The 19,266-nt window shown below is 43.4% G+C and carries 15 protein-coding genes; 5 read left to right on the top strand and 10 right to left on the bottom strand.

Annotated features, from left to right (window positions below):
- Window position 1: 1 nt before the first annotated feature.
- Window positions 2–2,200: an indolepyruvate ferredoxin oxidoreductase subunit alpha gene (locus P3L44_RS02300; RefSeq protein WP_094961459.1), complete on the bottom strand. Its 2,199-nt coding sequence runs from the start codon at window positions 2,198–2,200 to the stop codon at window positions 2–4.
- A 744-nt stretch (window positions 2,201–2,944) separates the two neighbouring features.
- Between P3L44_RS02300 and P3L44_RS02295 the strand changes: the two genes are divergently transcribed.
- A complete protein-coding gene (locus tag P3L44_RS02295) occupies window positions 2,945–3,952 on the top strand; it encodes an AraC family transcriptional regulator (RefSeq protein ID WP_036958341.1) in 1,008 nt (335 codons plus the stop codon).
- An 83-nt stretch (window positions 3,953–4,035) separates the two neighbouring features.
- Here P3L44_RS02295 and P3L44_RS02290 read toward each other — a convergent pair whose 3' ends face one another.
- From P3L44_RS02290 to soxR, 7 genes are all read right to left on the bottom strand, one after another.
- Window positions 4,036–4,929, bottom strand: coding sequence for a transporter (locus tag P3L44_RS02290; protein WP_233618411.1), 894 nt, complete (start codon window positions 4,927–4,929; stop codon window positions 4,036–4,038).
- Window positions 4,930–5,002: 73 nt separating this feature from the next.
- Entirely contained in the window at window positions 5,003–6,616 is a 1,614-nt protein-coding gene (locus tag P3L44_RS02285; protein WP_096864573.1) for a phytoene desaturase family protein, read from the bottom strand.
- Between the two features lie 3 nt (window positions 6,617–6,619).
- Window positions 6,620–7,402 (bottom strand): cyclase family protein, encoded by a 783-nt coding sequence (locus tag P3L44_RS02280; protein ID WP_140172601.1) that lies wholly within the window; start codon window positions 7,400–7,402, stop codon window positions 6,620–6,622.
- A gap of 13 nt (window positions 7,403–7,415) precedes the next feature.
- Window positions 7,416–7,952: a flavin reductase family protein gene (locus tag P3L44_RS02275; RefSeq protein ID WP_227528888.1), complete on the bottom strand. Its 537-nt coding sequence runs from the start codon at window positions 7,950–7,952 to the stop codon at window positions 7,416–7,418.
- Window positions 7,953–7,966: 14 nt separating this feature from the next.
- Window positions 7,967–9,211 carry a styrene monooxygenase/indole monooxygenase family protein gene (locus P3L44_RS02270; protein WP_272661983.1) on the bottom strand — a complete coding sequence of 415 codons (1,245 nt, stop codon included), beginning with the start codon at window positions 9,209–9,211 and terminating at the stop codon, window positions 7,967–7,969.
- 35 nt (window positions 9,212–9,246) lie between these two features.
- On the bottom strand, window positions 9,247–10,032 hold the full coding sequence (locus tag P3L44_RS02265) for an SDR family oxidoreductase (RefSeq protein WP_125892958.1): 786 nt from the start codon (window positions 10,030–10,032) through the stop codon (window positions 9,247–9,249).
- Between the two features lie 232 nt (window positions 10,033–10,264).
- Window positions 10,265–10,762 carry a redox-sensitive transcriptional activator SoxR gene (soxR, locus tag P3L44_RS02260; protein WP_004261125.1) on the bottom strand — a complete coding sequence of 166 codons (498 nt, stop codon included), beginning with the start codon at window positions 10,760–10,762 and terminating at the stop codon, window positions 10,265–10,267.
- Between the two features lie 99 nt (window positions 10,763–10,861).
- Between soxR and P3L44_RS02255 the strand changes: the two genes are divergently transcribed.
- From P3L44_RS02255 to P3L44_RS02240, 4 genes are read left to right on the top strand one after another with little or no spacing between them, the layout of a single operon-like run.
- A complete protein-coding gene (locus P3L44_RS02255; protein ID WP_272661984.1) occupies window positions 10,862–11,290 on the top strand; it encodes a DoxX family protein in 429 nt (142 codons plus the stop codon).
- A 12-nt stretch (window positions 11,291–11,302) separates the two neighbouring features.
- Window positions 11,303–12,412: an efflux RND transporter periplasmic adaptor subunit gene (locus P3L44_RS02250; protein WP_140172599.1), complete on the top strand. Its 1,110-nt coding sequence runs from the start codon at window positions 11,303–11,305 to the stop codon at window positions 12,410–12,412.
- A 10-nt stretch (window positions 12,413–12,422) separates the two neighbouring features.
- The gene (locus P3L44_RS02245; RefSeq protein WP_004261131.1) at window positions 12,423–15,527 is read left to right on the top strand and encodes a MexW/MexI family multidrug efflux RND transporter permease subunit; all 3,105 of its coding nucleotides are present in this window, start codon (window positions 12,423–12,425) and stop codon (window positions 15,525–15,527) included.
- Window positions 15,524–15,700: a hypothetical protein gene (locus P3L44_RS02240; protein WP_180359543.1), complete on the top strand. Its 177-nt coding sequence runs from the start codon at window positions 15,524–15,526 to the stop codon at window positions 15,698–15,700. Before P3L44_RS02245 ends, P3L44_RS02240 begins: the two co-directional genes overlap by 4 nt.
- A 67-nt stretch (window positions 15,701–15,767) precedes the next feature.
- Here P3L44_RS02240 and arnT read toward each other — a convergent pair whose 3' ends face one another.
- The gene (arnT, locus tag P3L44_RS02235) at window positions 15,768–17,414 is read right to left on the bottom strand and encodes a lipid IV(A) 4-amino-4-deoxy-L-arabinosyltransferase (protein WP_316928259.1); all 1,647 of its coding nucleotides are present in this window, start codon (window positions 17,412–17,414) and stop codon (window positions 15,768–15,770) included.
- A gap of 363 nt (window positions 17,415–17,777) precedes the next feature.
- The gene (locus P3L44_RS02230; RefSeq protein WP_272661986.1) at window positions 17,778–19,052 is read right to left on the bottom strand and encodes a bifunctional O-acetylhomoserine aminocarboxypropyltransferase/cysteine synthase; all 1,275 of its coding nucleotides are present in this window, start codon (window positions 19,050–19,052) and stop codon (window positions 17,778–17,780) included.
- Between the last annotated feature and the right edge of the window lie 214 nt (window positions 19,053–19,266).

Genomic DNA, 19,266 nt, shown 5'->3' with positions numbered 1-19,266 from the left:
CTTAGAAACTAAATTGTTCACGACGACGTGCGTCACGACGCTGTAAATAGCCAATAAACCAACCGCGTACACGATGGCGCAATTTGTCCCAGCCATTAGGGTTAGTAATAATTTGAGCTTTAAAAAAAGAAGGGCACAAGACAGCAGCGTGAGAGACTTCACCACATAGCCCACAACCGACACAGCTATCCATCACTGTTGCAACCGGGTCTGTTCTTAGTGGGTCTTGGCTAGGTTTAATTGATAAAGACGGGCAACCAGATAAACGAATACAAGAGTGATCGCCCGTACAGGTGTCAGGGTCAACACCAAAACGCTCACGTACCACTCGTTTGCCTGCGGCAACATCACTACGCACCTTTTTCTTTTCGCGGCGTTGTTTGTTCAACATGCATTCGCTTTGTGCAATCAGAACCTTGGGCCCTTGCTCATCGGTTGTTAAAGCTTCACGTAACGTATTTGTCATGGTTTTTAAGTCATAAGTGTGTTTAATGGTTTTCACCCAATTAACACCCACCCCTTTCACCGCTTTTTCAATTTCATGACCAGTACTACGGGTTGGATTCAACGCTGTCGACGAGAGAATATCTTGCCCACCTGTCGCAGAGGTATAGCTGTTATCAACCACAATAGTTAAGTTATCACTGCGATTAAAAACACTATTGGCAATGCCACTGGTTAAACCGTTATGCCAGAAACCACCATCTCCCATCACTGAAATCGCACGTTTCCCAGCCTTTGCATTCAAAGCTGCAGCCCCTGCGCCTCCTAGCCCATAGCCCATGGTGGTATTCCCCAAATTAAAGGGCGGTAGAATAGAAAATAAATGACAGCCGATATCCGCACTCACATGATGTTCGCCTAATTCACGCTCCACCAACTTCATCGCAGTAAAAATAGGCCTTTCGGGGCAACCTGTGCAAAACCCTGGTGGGCGCGCATGGACAGATTCATCTAATGTTGGCTCTGCTGCATTCACGTATTCAGGTAAAGATTCTTCAGATTTTTGAGTGGCAATATTAATCGTTGGAATACGAATCTGTTTTGCAGCCGCTTTGACTTGTGGAGCTATCTTTCCATAGCATTCAAAAAACGAACGTAAACCCGCAAGCACTGTTGCAGTATTATATTCCCCCGCCATTGGCAGCATATCCTTACCATGTAGGGCAATATCAATCTTGCGTTGACGCAAAATATTCGCCACATTTTGCTCAACAAAATTTGGCTGGCCTTCTTCCAAAACTAGAATGGCTTTTTTATGACGACAAAAGCGTTCAAATTCATCGTCAATCAATGGATAAGCCACATTCATCACATATAAAGGAATTTGGCTATTACCAAAAACATCCGCTAGCCCTAGCTGATTTAATGCGCGGATCAGCGTGTTGTAACAACCGCCTTGTAGCGCAATTCCAACATCATCCGAGTCTTCTGAAAAAAATTCATTTAACTCATGTTGTTGAATAAATTTAATTGCAGCGGGCCAGCGAGCTTCAATTTTTTCTTTTTCATGTAAGAAACTAGCAGGGGGTAATACTATGCGACTGACGTCTCGAGTTGGGTTCTCAAGCGCATCTTTGACGGTAAATTTAGGGCGCTGATTATCTGCGCAAACAAATTGCCCGTGAACGTGACAAGAACGAATACGCATTTGTAACATAACGGGTGTATTACTGGCTTCAGAGAGCTCAAAACCATCTTTCACGGCTTGAACGATAGACGGTAAATTGGGCCGAGGGTCAAGCAACCACATCTGCGATTTCATCGCAAAAGCATGGCTACGCTCTTGCATAATAGAAGAGCCCTCACCATAGTCTTCACCAACAATAATTAAAGCACCACCTAACACACCACCCGAAGCTAAGTTAGCTAAAGCATCAGATGCGACATTCGTCCCCACTGTTGCTTTAAAAGTCACAGCTCCTCGTAGTGGATAATTAACTGAGGCTGCTAAGGTTGCCGCTGCAGTTGCTTCACTTGCGCTATTTTCAAAGCGAATACCATATTCAGATAAAATATCTTGTGCATCAGCAAGGACATCCATCAAATGGGAGATAGGAGCACCTTGATATCCCGCAACATAAGATACACCCGACTCTAATAGCGCTTTTGTAACAGCAAGGATCCCTTCACCACTGAAGGTTTCACCTTGCCCTTGCCGTAATTTTTGAACTTCTTGTACAAACGATCGCTCAGCCATTTTAACCTCACCAATCAACATCAGAACGTTTTTATCTTTTTTGTGTTTATTATTTGTATATCTTTTGTTAATAATAGGTCAATCCATGATTAATCATGTAAATTAGATTTATGCAGAGAGTGGATAAGGCTTGCAGATAAGGGACAAATAGTGAGTTAAAACAACTAGAAAATTAGTTTTTCCGCCAAATAGCGTAGAAAAAAAAGATCAATAAAATAAATAAAAAATACTGAATAGCATGTTTAAATAGAAAATAGGCCTCACAAAACCAAACAAATCAGAAAAAAACATCGCCATAAAATAATTAATTAGAGCATTACATTAATTAAATAAGAAAAAGATAGGTAAACATAAAATTTAATATGAAAAATCATATATATTTTACTGTTATTGAAATAAAAATAACTTTATTTTTTATATTGTTATCGCTATCACAACAACCGCATAGTTTCTATTTTTTTGCAGTTTCAGGATAGTTTCTGCATGTTTTTATCTAGGTAAGAAAATTTGTTTATGTTATGTTCAACTCATGACTAGTTAAAAAATAGTCAATAAAATGTTAACGAAAAGGAAGGCTTCATTTGACTTAAATGGAAAGCATTCCTCCCTAATATAATAAGTCATTGCAAAATATTATAATAAATTGAATTTACTGAGAAAAACACATAACAAGCAATATTAGTCGGGCCCTATTTTGGTTATTCTATAAAGCAGGGCTGGCAAATCATTTTGGAGGAACCTCCGATGTTGAGCAACTCGTGGTCCCATTCATCTGCATCTCAGATTGAAAATCAGCTCTGTTCTTCAGAGCGTTTATTATTTACCTCAGCTGACCCTGAAGAGATTAAATCGATGGTTGGTCGAGTCATGAAGCCACATCAATTTAACTTACTTAATCCACATCAACGCCTTGATGCTCGTATGCACTATATTCCTATGGGGGATATTTCTCTAAGCCGCTTACGCTATGGTGCCGATGTCTCCATTATTCCAGGGCAACTACAGGACTTTTTTTTGGTTCAAATGCCTCTATCAGGTACAGCAGTCATCGAAAGTGGTGGAAAATGTATTGAATCAACTCCTCAGATGGCCTCACTTCTTAGCCCTGAAGAATCAACAATAATGCGTTGGAATAGCGATAACGATCAATTTATGTTACGTATTTCCCGTTCTTTACTCGAAAGATCCTTAGTAGGCCAACTAGGGCATACTTTAGATAAACCGTTAGTTTTTGAGTTGGGTTTTGCTTGGCAATCTTGCATTGCATGGCGCACTTTAATGAATTACCTGATTGAATGCGCAACTCGCGCGCCCGATCTCTTACAACATAAATTGATCACGACTCAAGTTGAACAATTGGTTTCTGTCACTTTACTTTCTACCCAAGGCCATAATTATATCGAAGACTCAGGCATGCGAAGGTCAACAATTCGTCCTCGTCACGTACGCAGAGTGCAAGAATATTTAGAAGCACACGCCCATGAACCTATCACTGTTGAGCAGCTAGCTCATATTGCAGGCGTCAGCTTACGCAGTTTATATGCTGGTTTTAAAGAGTTCTTAGATATCAGCCCAATGCAGTATCTACGTGATTTACGGATGGAACGTGTTCGAGCAGAGCTCCTTTCAGGGGAAGCAACTAGCGTCACTGGGGTAGCTTTACGTTGGGGATTTGCCCATATGGGTCGCTTTAGTGCAGATTACAAACAACGCTATGGTGAAACTCCAAGTCAGAGTATGAAAAAAGCCTAAATTCCCAATCATCACTTTCTTAGAAATACCCCCCCCCATATTGTTATGTAATACCAATATGGGGTTTTGATATACAAACGTGTTTAAAAAGGTATCGATGCCTTCAAATAAATTTGGGAACCTTCTGGACGGTTTCTGACTTCAAAATCCTTTTCCCATTTAGCAGTAAATAGCCACCCTTGCGGGTTAGCATAGCGAATTGAAGGCCCAATAGAATAGGCTCGAGCTTTTCCTTGAGCTGAATTTGATCCGCTATCATCTGTCGTTTGCCAAAATGCATAGCCCCCAATACCTGCCACCCAACCATTGCCGAACCCCCAACCTAGTGCATAATCAGCGTGAAATGCTTGCCCTGAACGTGTTTTCGTATCGTTATTGCGGAAGTTAAAGTCATACATCATCTTCAAATCCGCATTTACACCAACAGGTGGAATATAACTGATTGCCCAAACTGGTTGCAGCGCCCAATAATTCTTACCTAAACTTGATGGGTCTGTTTTGCTGTATTTACCTGTTGGAGCATACGCATCTAGCCCAACCACATAATGCAAATCGGCTGATGGATGAAACCCTAATGCGGGGCCAAATGTAATATCACCGAGGCCGCGGCTGGTATCTTTTTGCCCCGCCGCTTTTGCAGTCACATCCAATAGTGGCACAATCGTATGAAAAGCCAGATCACCACCAAAGACTTTTTGGTCAGTTACCCAAATAAGTCGAGGAGCGAGTACGTTCACATTGACGCTAAACCCCGGAACAGGGATCTTATCGCCTTTGTTATCGCGAATACTGTCATAATGTGCATTTCCACCATACACCAGTACATGTACCCCTTGCCGTGGCAATGCACCTGACATAAAGTTTTCTAGCCCATCGGGGTATACCCCTAAACCGCCACCTTCGGTGGCAATCGCACCAAACGAAAGTATGCTGAGACACGAACCTGCTACAAGCTTACCGATTGTTGTTTTTTTCATCATGTTTCCTGCCATAGTGGGTTGCTTACTGTGTGTGCTTTACCTGTTAAGTCACAAATCCTTTGCTGATTTATTATGTCCTGCGTTTGACTGCTAATTTTTGTGCAACAAGGTAACCTGAACCACCACCTAAACCCGGACCGGGGTGGGTTGAGGCGCCAATATGAAAAAGGTTTTTGACTGCGGTTTGATGCGTTTTCGTCTGGCCAGTCGCAGCAAAAGGCCGCAACCAGAAGAACTGATCAGGTGAACAAGTTCCTGAATAAGGGTCACCACCAACAAGGTTACAGTTATAATTTTCTAGGTCGGCGGGAGAAATTGCCTTGCGTCCCACTATCAAATTAGAAAAGCCTGGCATTACCAGCTCTAAACGCTGTTGAATTCGATCTGCAACAGCCTCTCGCACTTGCTCATCCCAACCCCCGTCATCCGGTACTGAAATTTCACCAGCAGAATCCCCCTTTAACACTCGAGGCAACTCTTGCATTTGGATCCATAAGATCCACCCTCCTTCTGGGGCTCGACTGGGATCGAGCGCGGTAGGTTGGCCAATACCAAATGTCGGTTTATCTGGTAAATAACCATTATTTGCCTGTGTCACCGATAAACACACTTGCTCCATGCTTTCAGTGAAATGAACCAGTGGTACATTTAACAGTTCAGGATTACACCAAGGGGGAGGGGCGCTTAAAGCAAAATGAATTTGCATACCCGCACGCCCATAACGGTAACCTCTCGCTTTTTCCCTCACTTGCAGTGAAGTATTTTCGAGTAATGACCCATACAGCTGCGTTGGGGTAACGTTACAAACTACGCTTTCAGACGCAGCAATGATTTGCCCATTCGCCATCACTCCTGTTGCTCGTTGATTTCTCCCCTCACCTGTAGTGATGATTTTTTCAACATTCATACCCGTTTTTAGCTGGCCACCATGCGCTTCAATAACCTTCGCAAAAGCCTCCACGATACGAGCACTGCCGCCTTTCACCACTGGCATACCGCCAGCCACCACCGCCGCAAAGGTTAATTTCCCAATTAATGCAGAACTGGCTTCATCCGGCCCAAGTCCGGTATGTAATACCCATGGCGCCATCAAAGCTCGGCTAAAGTCGTGCTGTAATTCACGTTCTGACCAACGGCGAAAGCTTTCTATTCCTGCTTTTGCAAAATCAAGCAAGCCATCGACTCCACGTTTTCGCCATTCTGAAAATAATAATTTCAGCATATTGGCGCTATATGGGTTTTGCCCTAATAGGCCAAATGTAAGCGCTGCATCTTGCGTAAATAGCTGTTCCGCCATCTTACGAAATGCAAGGCCATCCCCCGGAGCCAACTGGTCGAGTTGCTTAGCCGCTTCAGAAATATCCCGTTTTAACGCAATCGATTGACCATCCGGTTGCACTAACCCCGTTGAATAATCACATTGAGCAAATTCTAATCCATACTGCTTTAAATAGGGTTCGAGCTCTTGGTACCCAGGGCTACCAACAAATAAGGAGTACCAGCAAGAAAGTAAATCATGGGTATAGCCCTCAAACAAATTCTCAGTGCGGATACAGCCCCCTAAGCGGTCATTTCGCTCAAGAACGAGGACTGATTTTCCACGTACTGCCAACAAGGCTGCACACATCAAGGAATTCATTCCACTGCCCACGACTATCACTTGAGGAGTTGAGCTTGCTGTCATACCTCACCCCACAAGTGCGAGTACACGTAATGGGCTGCCAGAACCACCTTCAATTTTAAGTGGCGCAGCAACAATCACGACACCTGTCGCAGGCAGTTTGTCGAGGTTCATTAAACATTGCAGGCCATATTTATTGTGACCATGCATTAAAGTATGGCAAGGGTAAGGTACTGGCCAACTGTATGATTGCCCTGCATCTGTATTGATGGTTTCAACACCAAACCCTTTGACATCACGCTGATGAATAAGCCATTCCACCGCTTCTTGCGATGGTCCGGGCGTGTGTGCACCATCTTCACGCATACTTACATAGGCAACCGGGTCATTCGCCTTTTTCGACCAATCCGTTCTGAAAAGTACCCAAGCTGCTTTAGGAATTGTGCCGTGCTTTTCTTCCCATTTTTGCAAAAACTCTACAGTTAACACCCAATCAGGGTTTTGAGCCACTTCCGCACTGGCATCTACCACAACGGCTGGCGCTACAAAGTTTTCCACTGGAATAGTATCAACGGTGTTGTTGATTTGGTCTTTGCCACTGATCCAGTGAATTGGTGCATCAAAATGCGTGCCGGTATGTTCTCCGCAACTAAAATTATTCCAATACCATGCAGGGCCGTTATCGTCGTAGCGAGAAATTTGTTCCATGCTAAATGACCAAACTTGCCCAAATTGTTCAGGTAATTGCAGTGCCGGAAATGAAGGCGATAAGGTTTGTGTCAGGTCGATAACTTGGATGTTCCCTTGCTGCAATTGTGTCGCGAATGTCATTAAAATTTGCTGGTTCATAGTCACTCCCTCCTTAAGGCGCTTCATGTAATGCAGTAAAACTACCGCCATGGAACACTAACGGTTTACCCGCTTCACTACCGATACGGCGAACATGCCCCACCATTAATAAGTGGTCACCAATCGTGTCTTGCTTATGGTTTTCGCACACCAATGTGGCAATAGCACCATGCAATGCAGGGATCCCTTCTGGTGTAAGGTGAATTGCTACATCTTCAAATTTATTTTCGATACGCGGGTTCGCAAAACGCATTGCAAGTTCTTGGTGCCCGTGACCTAATATATTGATAGTGAAATGAGCACAATCACGAAATACGGATAAGTTTGGTGAATGGTTCACTAAGCTCCATAGCACTAGCGGTGGGTCAAGTGATAGCGATGCAAACGAGTTGATAGTCAACCCAACATCACGGCCATCTGCAGTTCGGGTGGTAACAATAGCCACGCCTGTTGGGTAACATCCCAACAGATTACGCAATATCTTTGATTCAAATTCGGTATCGCCCCATTCCCTATCACACATGAGTGTATCCTCTGCAATCATAGACATACTGATATCTCCCATTAAGCTCGAGCTTCTTCCATCATTTGCGATTGAATATACGCCTCACAAGCAGCCTCATCTTTCCACCAAGGGAATAATACGGGCGGGTAATTAAAGGCATTTGCGATGGTATGTGCTAAGGATGGCAACTGCTGGGCTGCATCCAATAAGTGTAAAATATGGGGCTCAGGAGGGGCGAGTAAGGAATTGGTCCATTCCACAACATGGCGGCCATACTTCCAGAACTGCTCAAATGTGTCATTCATCCACTCGGCAGTGTAAGGCTTGTCACCATGGGCTAAAATAGCGTCATAATAGACTTTACAAGCCTTGGTGGCATTATTTGAACCTTGCCCCGTTAGTGGGTCATTGGTGACTAACGCATCGCCAAGACCAAATACAATGTTGCCTGATGGTAGAGTTAACACCGGTTTTCTCACTGTTGGTGCAAATCTTCCGGCTAGAATGCCATTCTCATCAGTTAACTCAACGTGATGGCAACGCTCTGCTTCCCAAGGTAAATAGGTATTGAGAATTTTTTTACTGTAAGCCAAATGTTCCTGTGGAGTACGCGCTTCATTCCACTGATCCATAGGCCCACCGGGGATCCCTTCAAACACCATAATATGGCAATCACCACTATTCGTCAGTGATGGGAACACAAAATACTCACCAACACCGGGTATTAAGTTGAAAGAAACTTGTGAATACTCTGGCGTTGGTAACATGCCATGCACATAAGTCAGTGCCAAGGCCCGTTGTGGTTTGTCATAAGGTGAGCGGGAGGCATCGCGCTCAAGCAGTTTAACAATTTCCCCTTTTCCACCCGCTAATACGACTAAATCGTGTGTTTGCGCTAAGCGTTCCAGTTCTGCAATACCAACATCTTCAATGCGTAAATTACCGCCACGCGCTGCAAATAACTCCATCCAGTAAGGCATTTTGATACGTTGGTCGACAGCTTGGGCATAATTATCGAGACGTGAACGCCAAGAAATGACTTTTTCCCCCGCTTTTTCGGGATGAGGAACCGTAAAACCAATTCCTTCAACCGGCGGACACTGTTCTTCCCAAAAATTAATACCTAAATCGCGTTCAAATTGCAGTGAAATATCGAACATGCACTGGCTCGACATCACTCGGCCATTTTTAACGTCATCTGGAGTGCGGTTTGTTGCAACAGTGACTTCATAACCTTTATTGAGTAGACCCAAAGCTAATGGCATACCCGCTTGACCACCACCGACGATAGCAATACGGCGCATAGTATTTTCCTCTACAAAATAGTTAAAATGGTGTCTTATTCAGCAAGACGGGGAATTGCCGGTTTAGCCTGTTCAGGCCCCATAGCGGAGTAACCGCCATCGACAGCGTAATCCGCACCTGTAACAAAGCTGGCCAAATCAGAAAGTAGGAACGCGACAACTTGAGCGACTTCTTCTGGGTCACCAACGCGCTTTAATAAGTGGTAATCAGCAGCAACACGGTCTGTTTTTTGGCGGTCTCCCCCTGTGATTTCATCCATAACTCGGGACCAAGTCCACCCGGGGGAAACGGAATTTACACGAATTCCTTCAGCCGCATAATCCATTGCTTGGCTGCGAGTTACCTCTAACATGGTGGCTTTAGATGCAGGGTAGAGCCAACGACCTGTTTGGGCGACAGAAGAAGAAATGCTGGTAAAGTTGACGATGGCACCTTTACCCGACTTGACGAAATGCGCTTTGGCAAACTGCGCTGCCATCACCGCACTCACTACATTAATATTCAACGCAGTGAGCCAATCCTGCCTTGTCGATAACTGGCCTTCATCAAGATAAGTGGCTGCCAGATTAACTAAAAAATCGAGTTGGCCATATTTCTGCGCAACACGGTCAATACCTTGTTTAAGCTGTTGGTCATCTGTGATATCAACAGGAATAAAGTCAATATTGGGCTCACTTTGAGCGACTTTTTCACCATTCACGGCATCAATATCAAAAATCGTGACTTTTACACCGTAATCACTCAATACTTTCGCGACGGTTGCACCAATTTTGGTCGCTCCGCCAGTCACAATGGCAATCTTATTATTCAAGCCTTTCATCTTTGTCACCCTCTTTTTCTCTCATCTAGTTACAATGAGCTCACAAAAAATTAACATAACGAATAGTTACGCAAATATGCTGAAAAGGGGTAGCCGATGGGCGCAAGAAATATCCATTATGTGCGGTAATTTAAATAATAAGATGATGATATAACTAGACAAATAGCCACTCTCGGCAGTGGCTATCCAAATAATGAAAAGTATGATTAATCGCAAAAATAAATAAAATAGATTATGGACGTTCTAAAATACGGGCACCAGGGCCTTTCCTACCAAGTACATCATCAGGATTACGCAGCGGACAGTCACTGAGTGATAAGCAACCACAACCAATACAGTTATCCAACTCATTACGTAAACGTGTCAGTTGCCGAATACGCTTATCTAAAGATTTACGCCATTGCGTCGACATCTCCTTCCATTGCTCCGAAGTTAGCGCGCTATTTGCAGGAAAACGCCCCAATGCCTCTTGAATTTCATGTAGTGGGATCCCCGTACTTTGTGCAACCTTAATAATGGCGATGTAACGAAGTACAACAGAGTGAAATCGTCGCTGATTCCCTTGAGTTCGTGTACTTTGAATTAGCCCCTTTGATTCATAAAAATGGACTGTAGAAACAGGCACTCCCGAGCGTTTTGCCACTTCGCCCACCGTTAATGCCCGAGTAAAATCAATTTTTTTCCCCTCGTTCTTCTGAGGTTTTATCGTTTTTGTGTCTTTGTCCGCCATTTTAGCTCACCTTTGCTTGACCTCAACTTAACTTAAGGTTTTATAGTGCCACCCTGCTAGTTTGTCAATTGAGGTTATTTTTTAAAAGGGGATAGGTTTATGCCATCGGTGATTACCAAAATGTTAGAAAGCAATAGCTTATGGGTTATTGCTCGCTTACTAGTCTTGGTTTTATTTATTTCATCTGGTTTAGCCAAAGTTTTTGATTATGAAAATAGTCTGGCTGAAATGCGTGCCGCAGGTCTTCACCCAGATTGGTTTTTCAATATTGCTTCTGCTGCTGTCATGTTAATTGGCTCTGTTCTTGTGCTATTTAACCGTCTTTTATGGCTTGGAACTGGCGCGTTAGCCGTGTTTTTGTTCCTCACTATTGTGGTTGTCCACACCTTTTGGAGCTACACGGGAGAACAAGCTCAAATCGCCATGTTTTGGACAATTGAACATATCGCTGTTATTGGGGGCTTAATCGCTATCGCCATTGCAGGGCATTTTCGAGGTCTTTATTTCGCGTTAAAGACGCAGAAATAGAAGGAAAATTTAATGAATAAAAAAACAATAATGACACTTTGTTCCGTTTTGATCGCTGTTGGGGCGGGTAGCGCGATTTATTCGACCTATGCGCAAAATGAAGAAGACGAACAAGCAGCATACCAATATCCACCCGTGAAAGTGGCATTGGCACCTGTTAGCTTAGATACCGCGCCTCGTACTTTTTACGGTGTAGGTGAGTTAGAAGCTGGCAGCCAAGTCTTAGTCGCGGCAGAAACCAATGGCCGTATAACAAAAATTGCATTTGAATCTGGCCAGCAAGTCAAAAAAGGCCAATTATTAGTACAACTCAATGATGCCGTTGAACAAGCTGATTTATCACGTTACCAAGCACAGTTGCGCAATGCGGCTCGCTTATATGAAAGAACACGTTCATTATCTGCGCAACATTTAGTGGCAGAGGCTCAAGTGGACAGTACACGTGCTGAACGTGATATTGCCCATGGCCTGATCCGCCAAACCCAAGCATTGATTGCGCAAAAGACAATCCGAGCGCCATTCGACGGTACGATAGGTATTCGCCAAGTCCATGAAGGACAGTATTTAAACCCAGGGGAAGCCATTGCCAGCCTGGTGGATACCAAAACCTTAAAGCTCAACTTTTCCTTAGATGAACAGGCCTCACCGGAACTGCATCAAGGCCAAATTGTTGATATTACAGTTGATGCTTATCCCAATAAAACTTTTCCAGCCCGTATTACGGCCATTGACCCACTCATTGGTAAATCACGTACTATCGCCCTGCAAGCCACATTAGAAAATAGCGATGGCACATTAAAAGCTGGGATGTACGCCAATGTGAATGTGGTACGCCAAGCCAGTAATGAAGTCATTACAATCCCAGAAACCGCTGTTACGTATACCGCCTATGGCGATACCGTATTTATTACGCAAGGTGAAGGGGATGCGATGACCGTCAAGCGGGTGTCCGTAAAAACGGGGCAACGTTGGGATGGCAAAATTGAAATAGAACACGGCTTAAGTGCTAACGATAAAGTCGTCACTTCTGGGCAATTACGCTTAAACGACGGCTCTGCTGTCACCCCTGTTGCCCAAGATACATTGTCTGAACCTGTCACTAATACGGCTCAAGGTTCATAAGGAAGGCGTAATGAAATTTACTGATATTTTTGTTCGCCGACCTGTTCTGGCTCTCGTGGTCAGTGCGCTGATTGTATTAATTGGTTTATTTGCGCTGAGTAAACTGCCTATTCGCCAATATCCACAACTTGAAAGCTCGACGATCACCATTACTACGCAATACCCTGGCGCATCAGCTAAATTGATGCAAGGGTTTGTGACACAACCCATCGCACAAGCGGTTTCCTCAGTGGAAGGCGTCGATTATCTGTCTTCTTCCTCTGTGCAAGGAAGTAGCCTTGTCACCGTACGAATGGAACTTAACCGAGACTCCACTCAAGCCCTTGCACAAGTAATGGCGAAGGTGAACCAAGTTCGTTATAAATTACCGAAAGAAGCTTATGACCCTGTGATTGAACTTTCCTCTGGGGAATCTACTGCGGTTGCTTATATCGGTTTTTCCAGCACCAATTTATCCATTCCTGCCCTGACAGACTATATTTCTCGCGTCATTGAACCAATGTATTCCTCAATTGATGGTGTCGCTAAAGTTCAAGTCTTCGGAGGCCAACAATTAGCAATGCGTTTATGGCTGGATGCCGATAAATTAGCTGGCCGAGGGCTAACCGCTGCGGATGTTGCACAAGCAGTTCGCCAAAACAATTACCAAGCGGCACCCGGTAAAGTCAAAGGCGAGTTCGTGATTTCTAATGTCTATGTTAATACCGACCTCACTAATGTCGATGAGTTTCGTGATCTAGTGATCCGCAACGACGGCAATGGATTAGTACGGTTAAAAGATGTGGGAACCATTGAATTAGGAGCCGCTTCCACAGAAACCAGTGGTTTAATGAATGGTGAGCCTGCTATTTACCTTGGTTTATTTGCCACACCAACGGGTAACCCTTTGGTAATCGTTGACGGCATGAATCAATTAATGCCTGACATCACCAAAACCTTACCACCCGGTGTTAAGGTGGAAATGGCATTTGAAACTTCGCGCTTTATTAAAGCGTCTATTGACCAAGTGATTAGCACATTAGTTGAGGCGCTACTGATTGTTATTGCGGTTATTTACCTGTGTTTAGGGTCAATTCGCAGCGTCATCATCCCAATTTTAGCTATTCCGCTATCTATGTTAGGTGCAGCCGCACTCATGATGGCATTTGGGTTTAGTATTAACTTACTGACGCTACTGGCCATGGTATTAGCAATTGGTCTCGTCGTCGATGATGCTATCGTTGTGGTCGAAAACGTCCATCGCCATATTGAAGAAGGGAAATCACCAGTTTTAGCGGCTTTAATTGGTGCTCGTGAAGTGGCAGGCCCAGTTATCGCGATGACGATCACCTTGGCAGCGGTATATGCTCCAATAGGGCTGATGTCAGGTTTAACGGGAGCTTTGTTTAAAGAATTCGCACTCACGTTAGCCGGGGCGGTGATTGTTTCGGGTATTGTGGCATTAACCCTTTCCCCTGTAATGAGCTCGTTTATGTTGAACTCAAAACAGAATGAAGGGCGTATGGCACGTATGGCAGAAACCTTCTTTTCTACCTTAGCCCATTACTATACCATTGTATTGAATTTCTCTTTGAAAAACCGTTGGTTAACAGGTGTTATTGCCGTTGGTGTATTCATTAGCTTACCACTGCTTTATCAATCAGCTCCTCGTGAATTAGCCCCTGTGGAAGACCAGTCTAGTGTATTAACGGCGATCAAATCTCCGCAACACGCTAACCTCGAGTATGTAGAACGTTTTTCGCGTAAATTACATGATGTTTTCATGGAGTTGCCAGAAACAGAAAGTACTTGGATTATTAACGGAACCGATGGCCCCTCCGCCAGCTTTGGGGGAACTAACTTGACATCATGGGAGCAGCGTGACCGCGCCGCATCTGAGATCCAAGGTGACTTACAAGGGCGCGTCGGTGATGTCGAAGGGAACAGTATTTTCGTTTTCCAGTTACCCGCCTTGCCAGGTTCAACGGGTGGCTTGCCAATCCAAATGGTTCTCAGAAGTCCGCAAGATTATTCGGTACTCTATAAAACCATGGAAGAGATCAAGCAACAAGCACGTGAAAGCGGTCTGTTTATGGTGGTAGATAGTGATCTCGACTACAACAACCCAGTGGTAGAAGTCCGCATAAACCGTTCAAAAGCGAATAGCTTAGGTATTCGTATGCAAGATATCGGGGAATCACTGACCTTATTAGTGGGGGAAAACTATATTAACCGCTTTGGGATGGATGGCCGTTCTTATGATGTGATCCCTCAAAGTATTCGTAGCCAACGCTTAACACCGGAAGCCCTTTCACGCCATTATGTGAAATCGGAAGCGGGAACTATGATCCCACTGTCAACGGTGGTTGATATCAATACCCAAGTTGAACCGAATAAACTCACGCAATTTAATCAGCAAAATGCGGCAATTTTCCAAGCAATACCTGCTCCTGGTGTCACATTAGGCCAAGCTGTTGCTTATTTAGATAATATTGCCAATGAGCTACCAGCAGGTTTTAGCCATGACTGGCAATCCGATTCGCGCCAATATAAACAAGAAGGAAACACCCTCGCCTTTGCCTTTATGGCGGCGCTCATCATTATTTACTTAGTCTTAGCGGCACAATATGAAAGTTTAGTCGACCCATTGATTATCTTGATTACTGTCCCACTTTCAATTTGTGGTGCGTTAATTCCATTGGCACTTGGTTATGCAACATTAAATATTTACACCCAAATCGGCTTAGTCACATTGATTGGCTTAATCAGTAAACACGGAATATTGATGGTTGAGTTTGCCAATGAATTACAAGCCAATGAAGGGTTAGATAGACGACATGCCATTCTCAAAGCAGCACAAATTCGTTTACGCCCAATACTAATGACAACCGCAGCAATGGTGATTGGCTTAGTTCCTCTGCTATTCGCCACTGGAGCAGGAGCAAATAGCCGCTTTGGCTTAGGCTTAGTGATAGTCACTGGTATGTTAGTTGGCACATTATTTACCCTGTTTGTTTTACCAACCATTTATACCTTGCTAGCCCGTAATCACAGTGCAACCGCACTAACACCAAGGCGCTATGAGCTTGCCGAAGCGAATCGCCTAATCAAAGAAACTGAGGAGACGTCCCAATGAGAAATACGTTAACTAGCCGTCATCAACGTAACAGCCGTACAGTCAACGAAGTAGAAGTGAATGCGATGAGCAATAGCATGGCCATGCTATTAATTTATCATGGTCTCCCCGCAACTCTGGAAAAATCCTATTCAGCGTCGAACTCGAGCACTTTAAATAAGCCTACGCGCTAATGTGAATAGCCGCCAAACCATTTTAGGTTTGGCGGCTATTATCAAAGAATATCCTAACGTACTGTCCCTATTGGCCTTCATAAAAGGCTAAAACAAGATTACCTTCCCGAATAATAATTGGGTTGCCCGGTAATGCATCCAACAATTCACGCTGAGAATTTTCTACGACCACCGCCACATCTTTATAATGATAATTTTTTAATAAATCAGGTAACTGCTTTAAGCTATAAAACCGATTAGCGGCATCTGGGTATTTTAGCCCGTAGCCTAATTCCCCAGTTTGGTGAAGCATCGTAATATCACTGCGTTTAAGTACCCATGCCAATGTGGTGCCTAGCCCGACATTATTGGTTAACAATACAGATTTATCAGCTAACTGGTGATGATACTTCGCAATCACCTCTTGTGGCGTATTATTACTGGCAATACGCGATGGGATCACATGCCCCACCGTTAAGCTAATTGCCACCGTACACACTGCGGCTAAATACCAAAACCGTTGTTTGAAAGAAAGCAACGCAACCAATAACCAAAAAATAAATGCGCCAGCGGCTAACCATAACTTTCCACTTTCATCGGCCTGAAACACGCTCAGTTTAGGGTAATAAGCAGAAGCAATAATTCCCCCAGCAATAACGCCACCTATCAGTGTGTTAATCAATGCATTCAAACAGATAGGCCGTGTTTTTTTCTCAGCAAGTATTTTTTCAATGTAGGCAGCCATAAGAACTGCAATAGGTGCAATACAAGGCAAAATATAGGTCAGTAATTTACCTTTGGTAATACTGAAGAAAACAAATGGCACAATAAACCACAATAGAAAATAAATATGTAACCCTTTTTGTTGCCATGCATGGCGCAGCGCACCAAAAAGGTAACCTAGCCAAGGTAATACCGCGGCGAGCAAAATAGGAATATAAAACCAAAATGGGGATTTATTTTGCGCATTATTTGCCATAAAACGTTGAATATGCTCAACCCAGAAGAAATAATTCCAGAAATCAGGTTCACGACTGGCAATAACGAAAGCCCAAGGTAAGCACACAACAAAAGCAGTGAACAGTGAAACAAACGAGAAAACAAATACTTCTTTGAATTGCTTAAAGTAAATAGCGGCAACGGAACAAACAAGTACTGGCAGCACTAAAACGAGAAAACCTTTTGTTAATACCCCTAACCCACAGGCGACTCCCATCATGATGAAAGCGAGTAATTTATGAGAGAAGTATTTTGTCGTTAACCCCCATTGGAAAAAGAAAATCACCATAGTGATAAAGGCTGTCACGATGGGGTCAAGAATATTGTAGGTGCCGATAGTAAAAACCATCAACATGGAAAGGTAAATAAACACGGCATTGAAAGCGAGCCGTGAGTTTTTCCAAGCCATTTTGGCACTGAGATAAACAAATAGCCCACTGACTAATGTGCTAAATACTACGCCAAGGCGAACCGAAATGTTATTTTCACCAAATAACATTTGGAAAATAGCCCCGACCCAATAACCAAAAATAGGTTTCTCAAAATAACGGATATCTAAAAGCTCAGGAACGCTCCAATTATAACTAATAATCAATTCCCGACTAATTTCTGCATACCGTAGTTCATCCGGTTGCCACAATAACCTACCGTTTAACGGTAAAAAATAGGTTACTAGAACAAAACCAAATAACAGACACCATTTTAGGTAGGCAATTCTATTGTTTGCCATAATCATCTCATCTCAACCATTCTTTTTATTGATATTTAATAATTTTATTTCGTTTGAACAAACACACTCTTTTATGTAGCTATTATCGTTATGCCAATTAAACCCCATTTAAACAAGTCAAAAGTTGATTGGTATAAATATCGCTGTATATAAACAATTAATAAATAGAAACTCCATTTTATCGATAAAAAAGATAAGGATTGCAGATTAAGACTGAATATATAAAAAATAGTTCAGTCTTTAAAAATAAGGTGAAAATTTAATTCGTTCTTAATATTAATCATTAATACAAAAAAGTGTACGGCAGCTTATAAACAAAAACCGGTCAGGGCATTCACCATAACCGGTTATTATTCATACAAAGTAAAACTATTTGGCAGCAGCTAACGCCTGTTCAAGGTCTGCTAGAATATCATCAATATGTTCTATGCCAATTGATAAGCGGATCATATCCCGAGAAACTCCTGCCTGCGCTAACTCTGCATCATTAAGCTGACGATGTGTCGTTGATGCAGGGTGGCAGGCAAGTGATTTAGCATCACCAATATTCACCAACCGCACAATCAGTTTCAAAGCATCAATAAAGCGCGCCCCAGCTTCTTGGCCACCTTTAATACCAAACGACATAATACTTGCTGGCTTGCCATTCATATACTTTTGCGCCAGACCATGTTCAGGGTTACTCGGTAGACCTGCATATTTCACCCACTCTACTTGTGGATGATTTTCGAGGTAGTTCGCCACTTTTAGCGCATTTTCGGTATGTCTATCCATTCTGAGCGCGAGGGTTTCTAAACCTTGTAAAATCAAGAATGCGTTAAACGGTGATAATGCAGCCCCCGTTCCGCGCAATGGTGCAACTCGGCAACGCGCAATAAAGGCCGCTGCGCCAAAATGTTCGGTATAACTTACGCCATGATAAGCCACATCTGGTTCTATCAATAATGAAAAACGGTCTGGGTAATCTGTCCATGGGAACTTACCTGAATCAATAACCATTCCGCCAAGTGATGTTCCATGCCCACCGATATATTTGGTCAATGAATGAACCACAATATCCGCCCCATGTTCAAATGGACGGCATAAATAAGGGGTTGCCACGGTATTATCGACAATCAAAGGCACGCCATGGCGGTGCGCAACTTCAGCCAGTGCCGCAATGTCAACAATAAAGCCAGCCGGGTTTGAAATTGACTCGCAGAATATGGCTCGAGTCTTGTTATCAATCAGCGCTTCAAGTGCTGCTAAGTCATCATGCTCCGCAAAACGTGTTTCAATGCCTAAGCGCGGTAGAGCATGAGCTAATAAGTTATAAGTTCCACCATACAATTTAGCAACAGAAACAATGTTGTCCCCTGCTTGTGCGATGGTTTGGATCGCATAAGTAATTGCTGCCATACCAGAAGCAACGGCCAAGCCAGCGACACCACCTTCAAGCGCAGCTACTCGTTGCTCTAGAACATCATTCGTTGGGTTCATAATTCGCGTGTAAATATTACCCGCAACTTTTAAATCGAAGAGGTCGGCACCGTGCTGAGTGTCATCAAAAGCATAAGAGGTGGTTTGGTAGATTGGCACGGCAACGGACTTAGTGGTAGGGTCAGGAGAGCAACCGGCGTGAATCGATAATGTTTCTAATTTCATTCGTTATCCTTGTTACGACACACTGGAATAGATACAGCCAGAGGTAGTGATTACGTTATTATGATGCTGTGATAACCTTAGATATTACCTAAGCCGCTACATCGAGCAACTACTTGTACTTGAAATTATTTCACATTGATAGATGTGGTGAGGGTGATTATCACGCTATTCAGATTAAAAATTAGTTACATTAATGTCTATCCTTATAACCTAT

The sequence above is a fragment of the Providencia sp. PROV175 genome, assembly GCF_032707045.1.
GTDB classification, from domain to species: Bacteria; Pseudomonadota; Gammaproteobacteria; order Enterobacterales; family Enterobacteriaceae; genus Providencia; species Providencia hangzhouensis.
Note: the sequence above shows the minus strand (reverse complement) of the source record. Positions and strands in the feature narration are given on the sequence as shown.

What these genes read in the sequence shown, in the direction of transcription:
- P3L44_RS02275 (WP_227528888.1), bottom strand. Translation starts at nt 7,952, where the DNA reads ATGTCTATGATTGCAGAGGATACACTCATGTGTGATAGGGAATGGGGC.
- P3L44_RS02240 (WP_180359543.1), top strand. Translation starts at nt 15,524, where the DNA reads ATGAGAAATACGTTAACTAGCCGTCATCAACGTAACAGCCGTACAGTC.
- P3L44_RS02290 (WP_233618411.1), bottom strand. Translation starts at nt 4,929, where the DNA reads ATGAAAAAAACAACAATCGGTAAGCTTGTAGCAGGTTCGTGTCTCAGC.
- P3L44_RS02280 (WP_140172601.1), bottom strand. Translation starts at nt 7,402, where the DNA reads ATGAACCAGCAAATTTTAATGACATTCGCGACACAATTGCAGCAAGGG.
- P3L44_RS02245 (WP_004261131.1), top strand. Translation starts at nt 12,423, where the DNA reads ATGAAATTTACTGATATTTTTGTTCGCCGACCTGTTCTGGCTCTCGTG.
- P3L44_RS02285 (WP_096864573.1), bottom strand. Translation starts at nt 6,616, where the DNA reads ATGACAGCAAGCTCAACTCCTCAAGTGATAGTCGTGGGCAGTGGAATG.
- P3L44_RS02295 (WP_036958341.1), top strand. Translation starts at nt 2,945, where the DNA reads ATGTTGAGCAACTCGTGGTCCCATTCATCTGCATCTCAGATTGAAAAT.
- P3L44_RS02250 (WP_140172599.1), top strand. Translation starts at nt 11,303, where the DNA reads ATGAATAAAAAAACAATAATGACACTTTGTTCCGTTTTGATCGCTGTT.
- P3L44_RS02265 (WP_125892958.1), bottom strand. Translation starts at nt 10,032, where the DNA reads ATGAAAGGCTTGAATAATAAGATTGCCATTGTGACTGGCGGAGCGACC.
- P3L44_RS02270 (WP_272661983.1), bottom strand. Translation starts at nt 9,211, where the DNA reads ATGCGCCGTATTGCTATCGTCGGTGGTGGTCAAGCGGGTATGCCATTA.
- arnT (WP_316928259.1), bottom strand. Translation starts at nt 17,414, where the DNA reads ATGATTATGGCAAACAATAGAATTGCCTACCTAAAATGGTGTCTGTTA.
- P3L44_RS02230 (WP_272661986.1), bottom strand. Translation starts at nt 19,052, where the DNA reads ATGAAATTAGAAACATTATCGATTCACGCCGGTTGCTCTCCTGACCCT.
- P3L44_RS02255 (WP_272661984.1), top strand. Translation starts at nt 10,862, where the DNA reads ATGCCATCGGTGATTACCAAAATGTTAGAAAGCAATAGCTTATGGGTT.
- P3L44_RS02300 (WP_094961459.1), bottom strand. Translation starts at nt 2,200, where the DNA reads ATGGCTGAGCGATCGTTTGTACAAGAAGTTCAAAAATTACGGCAAGGG.
- soxR (WP_004261125.1), bottom strand. Translation starts at nt 10,762, where the DNA reads ATGGCGGACAAAGACACAAAAACGATAAAACCTCAGAAGAACGAGGGG.